The sequence below is a fragment of the Salinisphaera sp. S4-8 genome (assembly GCF_040361235.1).
Taxonomy (GTDB): Bacteria; Pseudomonadota; Gammaproteobacteria; order Nevskiales; family Salinisphaeraceae; genus Salinisphaera.
On sequence record NZ_APNF01000001.1, the window covers coordinates 459,668 to 473,348 of the forward strand.

The window sequence follows — 13,681 nt, forward strand, 5'->3', positions numbered from 1 at the left end:
AGGCTCTCGTTAAACAGTGTCGATACGCGCGGCGATCGCCGGGGATACCGGCACCGGAAAATCCAGCAGTATCTGACCCAGACACTTGCCCTGGGCGTCGGCGCGCAGCGATGCCACGCCGCCACCGCCCAGTACGCGGGTGAGCAGGAAATTCATCGAATGGGTGCCGGGCAGTTCCCAGTGGCAGACCTCGCCTTCGAGCAGGTGGGCAAACCAGTCAGCAACCGCGGCATCGGTGAGGGCAGCGCGCAGATACGGCAAATAGGCCGGATCGCGCGCGATCACGCCGATATTGGCGGCATCGCCCTTGTCGCCACTGCGCGCCAACGCCAAGCGAACAAGCGGTACGGACACAGGATCATCGAGCGCGATGTCGTCGGCCGGATTAGGCTCGCTTGCCCGTGAGTCGCGGTCGAAACCGCCGTTGGTATCGATTACGACCTGTGCGATCGTGGCGTCGATATCGACCTGTACGGCCACTGCTGCCTTGGGCACGAAACAGGAATACAGCCGGATCACCGGGCTCACGCTGGGTCGCCCGCCGAAAAAGCCGGTCACCCCCGGCACCATGCCGGTGGCAGCCTGGGCCAGTTCGCGGGTAAACAGCGCCAACGCGTCCTTCGACTCGTGGCGTACGGCCAGTTTGAGCACGACTTCCCGGCTGTGTGCGGCGGCCTCGCGGGCATTCGCGCCATACATCGCTTCCGTGCCGAGCACGGCGATATCGTAGTCGGCGTAGGGGCCGAGCCCGCGCTCGGCGAACAAGCGCTCGGTCTTGGCCAGGATGGCCATGGCTGCGCTGTGCGCCTTGGCCCCGGCCTCGATGCCGCCAACAACGAACACCGCTGTGCAGCGGTAACCATCCATATAGGTGGCCGAAATCTTGTAATCGGCATTGGGCGCCTGACCGCGCGCGCCGGCGACCGCGACCCGATTCTCGCCGACCTGGGATAACGTTACCTGGGTGAAATCGCAGGCGACATCCGGCAACAGATAGGCCCGCGGATCGCCGATTTCGTAGAGCATCTGCTCGGCGACGGTATGACAACTCACCAGCCCGCCCGTACCCGCCGGCTTGGTCACCACGAACGCGCCATCACGCGCGACCTCGACGATGGGAAAGCCCATATCGGCATAGCCGTCGGCCACGAGATGCCAGTCGGTGAAATTGCCGCCCGTGCACTGACAGCCACATTCGATGATATGCCCGGCCAGACTACCCGCGGCGAGCCGGTCGTAGTCCTGCCAGTGCCAGCCGAATTCATGCACCAGCGGCGCGAGCACGAGCGCGCTGTCGACACAGCGCCCGGTGATCACGATATCCGCACCGGCATCGAGTGCGGCGACAATGCCCGGCGCACCGAGATAGGCATTCATGCTCACCGGCGCCTGCGGCATGGCGCCTTCGCCCGCCATGGGCTCGATGGCGCTGGCCAGACGCGCGCGCTCGGGCATGAGATCGTCGCCGGTCACAATCGCAATCTTGAACGTCAGCCCGGCTTCGGTCGCTGCCGCGGCCAATGCATCGCGACAGGCCGCCGGGTTGATACCGCCGGCATTGCTGATCACCCGAATGCCGCGTGCCTTGATTTCGGCCAGCACGGGCTTGAGCGCATGGGCGACGAAGTCCTCGGCGTAGCCGGCACCGGGATCGCGACGGCGCTTGGCCGCGAGTATCGACATGGTGATTTCCGACAGATAGTCGGACACCAGATAGTCGATATCGCCCTCTTCGACGAGCTGGGCGGCGGCGGTGTTGGTATCGCCCCAGAATGCCGACGCACAGCCGATGCGGATCGAATCCACGGGTAATGGCGCTCCTGCCGAAAGGCGGTCGCCGATCACGGGCGCTTTCGTACCCGAGCGGCGACGCTATGGTTCTGATGACCTGTTTGAGATGAGAGTGCAGCGCCGTTGTTTTTAAGTCAAGTCGAGTGACTCACCTTAGGAATAATTGCGCTAGACTTGCCCCGTGCCCCAGTCAGGAAAGCCCATGGCCAGCGCCAGCCCGGCCGCCGCCTACCATCGTCAGATTTCAGCCGAGAAACGCGATGCCATTCTCGATGCCGCCCTCGAGTGTTTTCTCGAGCGCGGCTTTGCCGGCACCAGCCTGAACCGGATCGCCAAGGCCGCGGGTGTGTCCACGGCCACCCTGTACCGGCATTTTCCGAGCAAGGACGAGCTGTTCGCGCAGATTATCGAGCGCCCGTTTCTGGATGGCTCGCCGGAATCGCTCGCCGAGTTGCCGGCCGGCGAACCCGAACGCGTACTCCACGAAATTGCCGAGCGTTATGCCCGGCTGATTCTCACCCCCTATTTCCATCCGCTGGTGCGCGCACTGATCGCCGAGGCGCTACGGCTGCCGCAGATGGGCCACGCCCTGGAACAGCGCGGCCACGGCCCGTTTCTGGCCGCGGTAAAAGGCTACTTCGAACGCGAACACGACTTGGGTACGCTCGATGTGCCCGATGCCGGCCTGGCCGCGGAACAGTTTTTGGGCATGATTTCGAGCGTGGTGTTCTGGCCGCGCATGCTCAACGACGAACGCCGGCCTTCCGCGGCCAAGGTGCAGCGCACCTGCGATGCGGCCGTAGCGACGTTTCTGGCCCGATACGCCGTCGCCGACTAGGCGTCGCCCGAGAGGCCTGGCCGATTTGTGCCGAGCCCGCTGGCAAGCGACGATCGGATCAGGTTCAGGCAGAATGCATGAACGAACGTCCGTTCATGGCTGCGCCGTGTAGCGGCGCTCAATCAAGACAATCGTCAATAAAGAGGAGACCCCCTGATGCGAGCATTGCTCTGCAAACAATTCGGCCCGCCGGAAACGCTGGTCGTCGAAGAACGCCCCACGCCCGAGGTCGGCCCCAAGCAGGTGCTCATCGACGTGCAGGCCGCGGCAGTGAATTTCCCGGACAGCCTGATCATCGAGGACAAATACCAGCTCAAGCCGGAGCTGCCCTTTTCGCCGGGCGGCGAACTCGCGGGCGTGATCAATACCGTCGGCGACGAGGTCACCCATCTCAAGCCCGGCGACAACGTGATCGCCTTTACCGGCTATGGCGCCATGGCCGAACAGATCGCCACCGACGCCAACCGCGTGATCCCGATGCCGGACGGCGTGGACCACGTGACCGCCAGCGCCTTCGTGATGACCTATGGCACCACCTATCACGCCCTGGCCGACCGCGCCGCGCTCAAGTCCGGCGAAACGCTGCTCGTGCTGGGTGCGGCCGGCGGCGTGGGCCTGGCCGCGATCGAGCTGGGCAAGGCGCTGGGCGCGCACGTGATTGCGGCGGCCTCCAGCGAAGAAAAGCTCGCGGTGTGTCGCGAGCACGGCGCCGATGAAACCATCAACTACGTCGAAGAAGACCTCAAGGACGCCATCAAAGCCCGCACCGACGGGCGCGGCGTGGACGTGGTCTATGACCCGGTCGGCGGCGACATGACCGAAAAAGCCCTGCGCGGCACGGCCTGGCGCGGACGTCTGCTGGTGATCGGCTTCGCCGCTGGCGAGATTCCCAAGCCGCCGCTGAATCTCGCCCTGCTCAAGGGCTGCTCGATCGTGGGCGTGTTCTGGGGCTCGTTCACCCAGCGCGAACCGCAGGAAAACCAGAAACAGCTCAAGCAGATCTTTACCTGGCTGGCCGAAGGCAAGCTGCGCCCGCATGTCTCGGGCACCTATCCGCTTGAACGCGGCGGTGAGGCCATCACCATGCTGGCTTCGCGCAAGGCGGCCGGCAAGCTGGTCATCAAACCGCAGGAATAGTCTGATCGGCCGGCCCGGCCGAACCGCGCCGGGCCGGCACTGCCCTATTTCGTTCCCGCGACAACGCGGCGATGTTGTCATGCAAACGACATCGCCGTGTCATCCCGGCGTTATCTGAACGACCCACACTGCGCTCCATTGCAAGCCGGCTGTCATATCCATGACAGCCCGCAACGAGGAGCCGCATGCGTATTGCATTGCTCACCGACGCGTGGAAGCCGCAGGTCAATGGCGTCGTCACGGCGCTGACCGCCCTGGTTCGAGAACTGGAAGCCGCCGGTCATGACGTGCTGGTCATCCATCCGGGCCTGTTCGTGACCGTGCCCTGCCCCACGTACGCCGAAATCCGGCTGGCCGCCGCACCGCTGCCCGGCGTGGCCCGCCGGCTGCAACGCTTTGTGCCGGATGCCGTGCATATCGCCACCGAAGGCAGTGTGGGCCTGGCGGGCTGGTTGTACTGTCGGCTGCGCGGCTGGCGTTTCACCACCTCGTTTCATACCCGCTTTCCCGAATACATCAATGCACGCTGGCCGATGGTGCCGGTGGGCCTGGGTTATCGGGTACTCAATCTGTTTCATCGGCGCAGCGTACGCACCATGGTGAGCACGCGCCCGCTGGCCGATTATCTGCAGGATCGCGGTTTTTCGCGCCTGGCCCTGTGGGGCCGCGGCGTCGACACCCGGCTGTTTCGCCCGGTCACGCCGGCCGTTGTCGATCTGCCCGGGCCGGTATTTCTCTACTTCGGCCGCGTGGCGCCGGAAAAGAACGTCGAAGCGTTTCTCCAACTCGATCTGCCCGGCAGCAAGCTGGTAGTCGGCGACGGCCCGGCCCGCGCCGCGCTCGAACGCCGCTATCCCGATGCCTGTTTCGTGGGCATGCGCCTGGGCGAAGACCTGGTCCGTCATATCTGTGCGGCCGACTGCATGGTGTTCCCGAGCAAGACCGACACGCTCGGGCTGGTGCTCATGGAGGCCATGGCCTGTGGCGTGCCGGTGGCTGCCTACCCGGTCACCGGGCCCAAACAGGTGGTCGAGCCCGGTATCACCGGCGTGCTCGACGACGATCTGCAGGCCGCGGCGCTGGCTGCGCTCGAACTCGACGGCGAGGCCGGCATCGCCTATGCCCGTGCCCATAGCTGGGCCGCCTCGGCGGCCGAGTTCGCGACCCAGCTCGCCCCGGCACGACGCCCCAACCTGCGCTTTGCGACCCCGGCATTGGAGAACGCACGATGAAAGTCCTCATACTCGGCGGCGACGGCTTCTGCGGCTGGCCCACGGCATTGCATCTTTCCGGTCAGGGCCATGAGGTGACACTGATCGACAATCTGTCGCGGCGACATATCGACAACGAGCTCGGCGTGAGTTCGCTCACCCCGATTTCGCCGATCGATATCCGTCTGGCCGCCTGGAAGGAACTCACCGGGCGCACGATCGCTGCGCTGCATATGGATGTCGCCCGCGAATACGACCGCCTGGAGGCCACGATCGAACGCCTGGCGCCGGATGCCATCGTGCATTTCGCCGAACAACGCTCGGCGCCCTATTCGATGAAACACGCCCGCGCCAAACGCTACACGGTCGAGAACAATCTCGCCGCGACCCAGAACGTGCTCTGTGCGCTGGTCGAAACCGGCATCGATGCCCATTTGGTGCATCTGGGCACGATGGGCGTCTATGGCTATGGCGGCGGGCTGCGTATTCCCGAGGGCTATCTCACGGTCGAAGTCGACGACAGCGCCGGCGCGCGTACCCAGCGCGAGATTCTGTTCCCGCCGGATCCGGGCAGTATCTATCACATGACCAAGACCCAGGATCAGCTGCTGTTCTATTTCTACAACAAGAACGACGGCCTGCGGATCACCGATCTGCACCAGGGCGTGGTCTGGGGCACCCAGACCCGCGAAACCCGGCTCGACGAACGCCTGATCAATCGCTTCGACTACGACGGCGACTACGGCACCGTACTCAACCGTTTTCTCATGCAGGCCGCGGTCGGCCACGATCTGACCGTGCACGGCAGCGGCGGCCAGACCCGGGCCTTCATCCATATTCAGGACACCGTGCGCTGTATCGAAATGGCGATTGGCAACGCGCCGGCCGCCGGCGAACGCGTGCGCATCTACAACCAGATGACCGAAACCTGGCGCGTGGGCGAACTGGCCAAACTGGTTGCGCGCATGACCGGCGCACAAATCGCCCATCTGCCCAACCCGCGCCGTGAAGCGCCGGAAAACGACCTGTGCGTGGATAACGCCTGCCTGCTGGATCTGGGGCTGGATCCGACCACGCTGCGCGACAACCTGCTGGGCGAGATCATCGACGTGGCCCAGCGCTATGCCCACCGTTGCGACGAAAGCCGGATTCTGTCGACCTCGCAGTGGGTACGCCCGCGCCCGGCGCCGGCGTCGCAGGCCGTGGCCGGCTGATCGCGCGGCGGCCGGGCCACCCCGGCCACGTACCAGACTGCCGTGGCACAACGCCGGCAGCCCATGGCGGAACAAGCGATTGGAAGTAGCCGGATATCTATCGCGTTCGACTCAATTGCGCGCCGCTGATCTATAATCCGTTTCAGGTTACGAACCGGATACGCTGCCTGTGCCGATCGATGGCCGCTGGACGCTTGCTGCGCTGACCAGCGCCCTGCTCGTACTCTATTTCACGCCCTGGCTGGCCCTGGGCGACGGCGTCGATAGCTCGGGCTATGCGCTGTCGTCCGGCCTGGCTGTCCTGCTCGCCCCGATCGACCGCTTCGATATCGGCCAATATCTGGGCCCGGTACTGGGCTGGACACTACCGCTGATCGGCTTCGTGGGCCTTGTGCAGAGTGCACGCGGGCGTATCAGCCTGTGTGCGATGACGCTGGCGGTGTGCGTATGCAGCCTGCTCGGATTCGGCTTCTGGCAATCGCCCTGGTATCAGGCCCCCACCCTCGCCTCGCTGCCATTGACCCATGCCGGCATGGCGGTACTCGCCAGTGCCCTGCTCAGCCTCGTCGCGAGCCTGCTCGTTGCGCTGTTGTCGGGCTGGCGTGACCATCGACACGGCATCACCGAGCATCGCCGCGCCGATGGCACCGTCGCGATCGAGATTCGCCCGCCGCGCTGGCGCCCCTTGCGGCGATTGCTCTACTTCGTCGCCAATGTCGCGATCATCTACGTCGCCCTGCTTTTCTGGGCGCATCACCATCTTCTGGAACTGGCCGACCAGGCGATGGTACCCGTCACCCTGATCGTGCTGGCGTTCATTGCCCTTGCCGTGGCGGTGATCGTGCGCTCGGCACTGCGCCACAACCGGCGTGCCCGTATCGTCATCGACCAGCAATCGCTGAGCGTGATCACCGGCGGCGATTGCGGCCGCTATCAGCGCCAACACATCAACGGGCTCTACGTTCCGCAGCAAGCCGACGACAACGTGCGCGACTATTACGACGCCGCGCACGGGGCCGACGCACTCACCCTGCCCGTCACAACGCAAATCCCCGATACCGTCACGGCCGAGCCATTGCTCGGCAAGCCCCGTACCCGGGTGATGATGCGCCTGCGCCATCGTACGGTCGCGCTCGCACACCATCTGGGGCCGGCCCAGGCCCGGGAGCTGGTCCGCCGGCTGACCATCCGGCTGCTCGATTGAACGCCTGGCGGGCGCGCTAGCCCACGCCCGGCGTACTCAGGCGGGATGCCAGTGCTTCGAGCTGGCTGCGACCGACGATATCGCGTGCACTCTGGGCGACCTCGATAAGTGCCTGGCCGGCAAAGCGATCGCGTATTTCGGCCAGATATTCGTTCTGCTGGGCCACGCGTTCGGTCACGAATGTACTGCGCTCATCGGCCGGCCAGAGCCGGTTCACATACAACGCGCCCACCGGGATATGGGTATCGCGCAGCTGTTCGATCACGCGGGCGGTTTCTTCGATCGGCAGACGTTCGGCCTGCAACACCGGATGGAACACCGATTCGTCGTGCAGACGCTGGCGGGCCTGGGCGAAGCGTTCGGCGCGCTGGCGCAGGCGTACGAGCACCCGGTCTTCGCGCTCGGGCTCGCGGACACCGGCCATGGAGCGCCACATGCCCTGTAGCTTGTTCACCTTGGCGCGCTGGGCCTGTAAACCTTCGACCCAGGCCCCGAGCATGGACGGCAATGTCAGCAGGCGCAGCGTATGGCCGCTGGGCGCGGTATCGAATACCACCCGATCGAAGCGTTGCGGGCACCACTCCATGATTCGGGTAAAACGATCGAACAAAGCCGACTCGGCCGTGCCCGGCGCCTGTACGGCCAGCTTCAGATGCCGGTCGAGCGCCGGCAGCACCGCCTTGGACACCGCCGATTCCGCGTCTTCGCGAATCCCTTCGACATAGGCCCTGGCATCGGCTTCGGGGTCGATCTCCATGGCCCAGAGATTGTCGCCGGCCACGGTCGGCTCGGCGCCGAGCCGAGTTTCCAGCAAGTCGGAAACCGAATGGGCCGGATCAGTGGAGACCAGCAGCGTACGTTCGCCGGCCGTGGCCAGGCGCAGCGCATTGGCCGCCGCGAGCGTGGTCTTGCCGACCCCGCCCTTGCCGCCAAATAGATAGAACCGCGTGGGCAGATCGTGGCCATCGCGGTGGTGATGTGCATGAGAATGCGCCATGGCTCGCGTCTATCGGTCGACCTGGGTTAATTCGATTGCCGTATTGCGCGCACCGTCCGAACGGGCATTGCCCGCACGTACAGAGCACTCGTCGTCAGCAACACACGCCGGCTTCGGGAAAGGTTTCCATGCCCATGCGCTGGTGCCAGCGATGGAATGCCTCGATCAGATCCGGATACAGCTCAAGCGCATAATAATCCGCCGGCCCGGGGATACCCAATGCCTCCAGAAACAACAGCGCAACCAGCGCATCTTCTTCCGAACGCGCCTCACGCGCGATACCGGCGCGCCACGGCGCCATGAACAGTTCGTCGTGGTAGTCGGAAAAACGTTGCCAGAGGCTTTTTTCGCTCATCGGTTTCGACCTGCGGTAACCCGGGCTGTCTTCACGCCGGTAACGAGCGCCCGGTGTATTCGAGCACGGCTTTCACGACCGTCGCCGTATCCGGCAGGCGCCCCGAGTAGAGCGTATGGCCATCGACGACCACCGCCACCGGCGCCCCGGCACGGGCCACGGCCCGCAGTGCGGCGAACACGCCGGCGCCGTCGGCACGCGCGGATTTCCAGACCGCCGGATACAGCCACAGTAAATTACGCGGATCGGCCACCACCAGTTCGAGATCGGGCGCAGCCTGCGCGAGCGCGCGATAGATTTCTCCGGTGTGTTGCATACGTGCCCGGCTGTGACTGAAATCCGCGGCCGCACCCAGCGCAGTGTGACATTCGCCGAGACGACCACAACACCCCGAACCGCTGTGCTGGGCATCCTGCTCGCGCACCAGAATCACCTGATGCGCGCCCGTGCCGCGACGCCGATCGCGATACGCGGCGGCCGGCGCGGGCATAGCGGTCATGATTGCTCGGTAGCCGCGCTCGGATTACGCCGCTCGCGGTTGAAGGCCGTAAACGCTTCCACCACCAGCCACGCGGCCAGCACGAAGATCGCCGCATCCATGATTAGCAGCAGCCAATCACCCTTGGCAAAGAAATCGCCCAGGTTGAGCACCAGCGCCCAGGTGGTCATGAACAGCAGAAACACCAGCGGAATGAGCGCCGCCAACGGGTTGCGATTACGTGCCAGCAGCCATACGCCGATAATCGACAGTGCCAGTCCGGCGGTGAGCTGGTTGGTAGTACCGAACAACGTCCACAACCGGCCGAAGGCAAAGCCCTTGCCGCCAGCGCTGTCGCCACCCGGCAGCAGCGCCAGCCCGAGCGGAATCAGCACGGCGAGCGTGGTGAGCAGATTCACCCGTCCGACCAGCGATTTGACGCCCGCCAGCTCGGAAATCTCTTCAAGAATATAACGTTGCAGACGTACGCCGGTATCCATCGTGGTGCCGGCAAAGGTGATGACCACCACGGCCGCGAACGTCGCCCCCAGCGTCGCGGGGATGCCGAGATTGCTTAGAAAATGCCCGGTGCCATTGACGAAGTGGCCAAGCGCACCGCCGGAGGCCGCACCGAAGTCGGCGTACGCGGCATTCCAGTCGCCGGCCGCGCCGAGCCCGGCGGTACAGGCCAGAATCGCAGCCAGCGCCAATGCACCCTCGCCGAGCGCACCGCCATAGCCGACGAAACGCGCCTCGGTTTCGTTACCCAGCTGTTTCGAAGTGGTGCCGGAGGCGACCAGGCTATGGAAACCCGAGATCGCGCCACAGGCCACGGTGATGAACAGATAGGGGAACCAGTGCGGCGAATTCGGCGCCACTTCGTTGACCGCCGGCGCGCTGACCGTATCCCAGCCGACGAGCACGCCGAGAAAGATCACCACCAGCGCGACAATCAGCTGCTGGCCGTTGATGTAGTCGCGCGGCTGCAGCAATACCCACACCGGCAACCGCGAGGCAATCCAGGTATAGGCGAAGATGAGAATGATCCAGGTGGTACGCACCGACAGTCCGACCGCCTCGGCTAGCCCGTCGACATAGATCGGATAAGCCTGGCCCACCGGGATTGCCGCATAGAGCAGCAATAGACCGATGACCGAAGGAATGATGATCGACCGGCCCATGCGATAGGCCCATTGGCCAATGAACACCGCGATCGGGATGACGATCAGCGCCGGGATCACCGCGCCCGGATTCTTTTCGAACAGAATCGCCATGACCACGCCGAACACCGCGTTCACGAGCGTGAGCAAAAAGAAGATGATCAGCAGAAACAGCGTGCTGGCTCGGGCGGATACCACCTTGCCGGAGAGCGTGCCGATATTCTGGCCGCGATTGCGAGCAGAGACGACGATCGAGCCGAAATCATGCACGCCCGCCGCGAAGATCGTGCCCAGCACCACCCAGGTCAATGCCGGCAGCCAGCCCCAGTAGACCGCGATCGCCGGACCGACGATCGGCGCCGCGCCGGCCACCGAGGTGAAATGGTGGCCGAGCAACACATGTTTATGCGTGGGTACGAAATCCACCCCGTCGCGCATGGCATGCGCGGGGGTGACGAAGTTCGGATCGAGCCGATAGACCTTCTCGGCCAGGTAGCGTGAATAGAACTTGTAGGCGAAATAGAACGCCACCAACGTAATCACGATCAGAAGAAAGGCCGGCATCTCGTATCCCCTCGCGATCGCGCCCATCCAGACCGGGCGCTATAAAGTCGCCGAATCCTAGCAATCCGCCCTACCACGACGATAGTCGACTATCGTCGGTTGTCATGTACAGCGTGTGTCAAATACGCATGCACGCGTCGGCGGATCACCCGCCGGCACAGGTCGCACAGTGTGGATCGGCCGGTATCTGCAGACTGCGCCAGCGCTGGGTCTTGGCATCGAGGGTGAGCACCCGTGCGGTCAGCGTGTCGGCCATGCCCACGATCAGCTTGATGGCTTCCAGTGCCTGAAGTGTGCCCACGATGCCCGGCACCACGCCAAGCACACCGGCTTCGGCGCAGGTCGGTGCCGCCCCGGCCGGCGGTGCACTGGCGAACAGACAGCGATAACAGGGCTGGCCACCGGCCGGAAATACGCCGACCTGACCGGCAAAGCGCTCGACCGCCCCATAGACCAGGGGAATACGCGCGGCGACACAGGCATCGTTGATGGCATAGCGCGCGCTGAAATTGTCGCTGCCGTCCACCACCAGGTCGTAGCCGGCCACCAGCTCGGCGGCGTTGTCGGCGCTCACGCGCTTTTCGATCGGCTCGATATCGATACTCGGATTGAGCGCACTCAGGCTGGCCATCGCCGAGCGCACCTTGGGCTGGCCGACGCTGGCATCGCGATGCAGGATCTGGCGATGCAGGTTGGAGCGATCGACCACGTCGTGATCGACGATGCCGATATGCCCCACGCCGGCCGCGGCCAGATAATAGGCCGCCGGCGAACCCAGCCCGCCGGCGCCGATGATCAGTACCCGCGCATCGCGCAGCTTCGTCTGGCCGGCTTCACCGACCTCCGGCAGGGTGAGCTGGCGCGCATAGCGGGCGCGATCGGCGGTATCGAGCATGGCCGGGGTTTCGAAGGCCAGCCCGGCGTCCTTCCAGGCATCGAAGCCGCCTTCCACCGAGCGCACATCGGTATAGCCGAGCCGCGTGAGCTGATCGGCCGCCAGCAGCGAGCGCGAGCCGGATGCACACATGAGCAGAATGGTCTGGCTCGGATCGCTGACCTGTTCTTCGATCCGCATTTCCAGAAACCCGCGGCCCAGCGCTTTCGCCCCCACCGGCGTGCCCTGGGCAATCTCATCGGCCTCGCGGATATCCACGAGCAGCGCGCCATCACCGGCCAGTTCGGCCGCGCGTTCGGCGGCCACCGGCGGTATACGCTCGCGCAGCAGGGCAAGCTCGTCTTTAAGGCTCATGGCGTTCGTCCAGGTCGTCGTTATCGTCGTCGGGCGCTTCATCGGCGTGCGTGGATGAGCCCAGCTCGGCCTGGCGCACCCACGTGGCCCCCATCGACTTGCTGGTATTCGCGCCCATCTTTTTCAACTGTTCGCTGCGCCGAACGATATTGCCGCGTCCGCTCACCAGCTTGTTGCGGGCGGAATCGAAGGCCTTGTTGGCGGTGTCCATGGCCCGGCCCAGCTTGTCCAGATCGTCCACGAAGCCCACGAACTTGTCGTAGAGCGCGCCCGCCCGGTTGGCGATCTCGGCGGCGTTTTCTTCCTGCTGCTGGAGCTTCCACAGGTTGGCGATCGCCCGCAGCATGGGCATGAGCGTGGTCGGCGACACCAGCGCGATATTGGCATCCAGCGCCTCGCGCTGCAGATCGAAATCCCCGCGCAGGGCCTCGACGTAGGCCGCTTCCGAGGGGATGAACATGAATACATAGTCCAGCGTTTCGATGCGGTCGATGTTCTGGTAGTTCTTGGCCGACAGACCCTTGAGATGACGCCGTACCGAGGCCACATGATCGGCCAGGGCCGTACGGCGCGTGGTTTCGTCCTCGGCTTCGTGCACCCGCAGATAGGCGGTCAGCGACACCTTGGCATCGACCACGATGCTGCGCTGTTCGGGCAGATGCACCACCGCGTCCGGTAGCTGGCGATTGCCGTCCTCCGTGGTGGCCGCGAACTGGGTTTCGTACTGCACGCCCTTTTCCAGCCCCGAACGTTCCAGCACGGTTTCCAGAATCATCTCGCCCCAGTTGCCCTGGGTCTTGGATTCGCCGCGCAGCGCATTGGCGAGATTGGTCGCATCCTCGGCAATGGCCTTGTTGGACTGTTCGAGCAGGCGCACCTGTTCGGCCAATGCCGAGCGCTGCCGGTTTTCCTGGTCGTAGGCTTCGCGCACCTGTTTTTCAAAGCGCCCGATATGCTCGCGCAGCGGGTTGATCAACGGTTCCAGGCTGGCCTTGTTCTGCTCGGTAAAGGCCCGGCTTTTTTCCTCCAGAATCTCCTGCGACAGGGTCTTGAACTGGTGGGTGAGCGCTTCGCGTGCGTCGGTGAGCGTCTTGAGCTTGTCCTCGGCATGGCGGCGCTCGGCCTCCAGGCGGGTTTCCAGGCGCGCGTTGTCGGCGCGGGCGTTATCCAGGGCAGCCCGGACATCGGCCAGTTCGGCCGCACGCGTGTCCGCTTCGCGCTGGGCGCTGGCACGGTCGGCCACCAGCTGCGCCTGTTTCGAGCGCGCCCATAGCAGCACGAATACGCCGCCCAGCAGCACACCGGCCCATAGCGCAGCTGCCAGGTAAAGCGTGGTAACGGATGGCATCATCAAATCGCGGCTCTTGGTGATGGGTAACGAACGTCAGCATACGGGTTGCAGCACGGCACGCTTACCCGCCGAACTACCGGTCTTTCGCGTATTTTCGCGTTCATTTTCGAACAGATTGCCTGCTCGAGAACA

The 13,681-nt window shown here is 64.6% G+C and carries 12 protein-coding genes; 5 read left to right on the forward strand and 7 right to left on the reverse strand.

Features of this window, described 5'->3' with window-relative positions:
• Window positions 1-9: 9 nt before the first annotated feature.
• A complete protein-coding gene (locus S4A8_RS02145; RefSeq protein ID WP_353218844.1) occupies window positions 10-1,806 on the reverse strand; it encodes an acyclic terpene utilization AtuA family protein in 1,797 nt (598 codons plus the stop codon).
• Between the two features lie 166 nt (window positions 1,807-1,972).
• Here S4A8_RS02145 and S4A8_RS02150 point away from each other — a divergent pair, with 166 nt between their 5' ends.
• The 5 genes from S4A8_RS02150 (at window position 1,973) to S4A8_RS02170 (ending at window position 7,395) form a co-directional block, all read left to right on the forward strand.
• Window positions 1,973-2,629: a TetR/AcrR family transcriptional regulator gene (locus S4A8_RS02150; RefSeq protein ID WP_353218845.1), complete on the forward strand. Its 657-nt coding sequence runs from the start codon at window positions 1,973-1,975 to the stop codon at window positions 2,627-2,629.
• A 156-nt stretch (window positions 2,630-2,785) separates the two neighbouring features.
• Window positions 2,786-3,766 carry an NADPH:quinone oxidoreductase family protein gene (locus S4A8_RS02155; RefSeq protein ID WP_353178785.1) on the forward strand — a complete coding sequence of 327 codons (981 nt, stop codon included), beginning with the start codon at window positions 2,786-2,788 and terminating at the stop codon, window positions 3,764-3,766.
• 185 nt (window positions 3,767-3,951) lie between these two features.
• Entirely contained in the window at window positions 3,952-4,998 is a 1,047-nt protein-coding gene (locus S4A8_RS02160) for a glycosyltransferase family 4 protein (RefSeq protein WP_353218846.1), read from the forward strand.
• Complete coding sequence (locus S4A8_RS02165; protein WP_353178789.1) at window positions 4,995-6,191, forward strand: NAD-dependent epimerase/dehydratase family protein; 1,197 nt, start codon at window positions 4,995-4,997, stop codon at window positions 6,189-6,191. The genes S4A8_RS02160 and S4A8_RS02165 overlap by 4 nt, the downstream gene beginning before the upstream one ends.
• A 169-nt stretch (window positions 6,192-6,360) precedes the next feature.
• Window positions 6,361-7,395 (forward strand): hypothetical protein, encoded by a 1,035-nt coding sequence (locus tag S4A8_RS02170; RefSeq protein ID WP_353218847.1) that lies wholly within the window; start codon window positions 6,361-6,363, stop codon window positions 7,393-7,395.
• Between the two features lie 16 nt (window positions 7,396-7,411).
• On the opposite strand, the gene S4A8_RS02175 is transcribed toward S4A8_RS02170, so the two are convergent.
• The 6 genes from S4A8_RS02175 to S4A8_RS02200 form a co-directional block, all read right to left on the reverse strand.
• On the reverse strand, window positions 7,412-8,392 hold the full coding sequence (locus S4A8_RS02175) for an ArsA family ATPase (protein WP_353218848.1): 981 nt from the start codon (window positions 8,390-8,392) through the stop codon (window positions 7,412-7,414).
• Window positions 8,393-8,486: 94 nt separating this feature from the next.
• Window positions 8,487-8,747 (reverse strand): cory-CC-star protein, encoded by a 261-nt coding sequence (locus S4A8_RS02180; protein ID WP_353178793.1) that lies wholly within the window; start codon window positions 8,745-8,747, stop codon window positions 8,487-8,489.
• Between the two features lie 31 nt (window positions 8,748-8,778).
• Window positions 8,779-9,246, reverse strand: coding sequence for a hypothetical protein (locus S4A8_RS02185; protein WP_353218849.1), 468 nt, complete (start codon window positions 9,244-9,246; stop codon window positions 8,779-8,781).
• A complete protein-coding gene (locus tag S4A8_RS02190) occupies window positions 9,243-10,949 on the reverse strand; it encodes a carbon starvation CstA family protein (RefSeq protein ID WP_353178796.1) in 1,707 nt (568 codons plus the stop codon). The genes S4A8_RS02185 and S4A8_RS02190 overlap by 4 nt, the downstream gene beginning before the upstream one ends.
• A 145-nt stretch (window positions 10,950-11,094) precedes the next feature.
• Window positions 11,095-12,198, reverse strand: coding sequence for a molybdopterin-synthase adenylyltransferase MoeB (gene moeB / locus S4A8_RS02195; protein WP_353178798.1), 1,104 nt, complete (start codon window positions 12,196-12,198; stop codon window positions 11,095-11,097).
• A complete protein-coding gene (locus S4A8_RS02200) occupies window positions 12,188-13,549 on the reverse strand; it encodes a DNA recombination protein RmuC (protein WP_353178800.1) in 1,362 nt (453 codons plus the stop codon). The genes moeB and S4A8_RS02200 overlap by 11 nt, the downstream gene beginning before the upstream one ends.
• Window positions 13,550-13,681: the final 132 nt, after the last annotated feature.

What these genes read in the sequence shown, in the direction of transcription:
- S4A8_RS02175 (WP_353218848.1), bottom strand. Translation starts at nt 8,392, where the DNA reads ATGGCGCATTCTCATGCACATCACCACCGCGATGGCCACGATCTGCCC.
- moeB (WP_353178798.1), bottom strand. Translation starts at nt 12,198, where the DNA reads ATGAGCCTTAAAGACGAGCTTGCCCTGCTGCGCGAGCGTATACCGCCG.
- S4A8_RS02160 (WP_353218846.1), top strand. Translation starts at nt 3,952, where the DNA reads ATGCGTATTGCATTGCTCACCGACGCGTGGAAGCCGCAGGTCAATGGC.
- S4A8_RS02200 (WP_353178800.1), bottom strand. Translation starts at nt 13,549, where the DNA reads ATGATGCCATCCGTTACCACGCTTTACCTGGCAGCTGCGCTATGGGCC.
- S4A8_RS02155 (WP_353178785.1), top strand. Translation starts at nt 2,786, where the DNA reads ATGCGAGCATTGCTCTGCAAACAATTCGGCCCGCCGGAAACGCTGGTC.
- S4A8_RS02180 (WP_353178793.1), bottom strand. Translation starts at nt 8,747, where the DNA reads ATGAGCGAAAAAAGCCTCTGGCAACGTTTTTCCGACTACCACGACGAA.
- S4A8_RS02190 (WP_353178796.1), bottom strand. Translation starts at nt 10,949, where the DNA reads ATGCCGGCCTTTCTTCTGATCGTGATTACGTTGGTGGCGTTCTATTTC.
- S4A8_RS02185 (WP_353218849.1), bottom strand. Translation starts at nt 9,246, where the DNA reads ATGACCGCTATGCCCGCGCCGGCCGCCGCGTATCGCGATCGGCGTCGC.
- S4A8_RS02165 (WP_353178789.1), top strand. Translation starts at nt 4,995, where the DNA reads ATGAAAGTCCTCATACTCGGCGGCGACGGCTTCTGCGGCTGGCCCACG.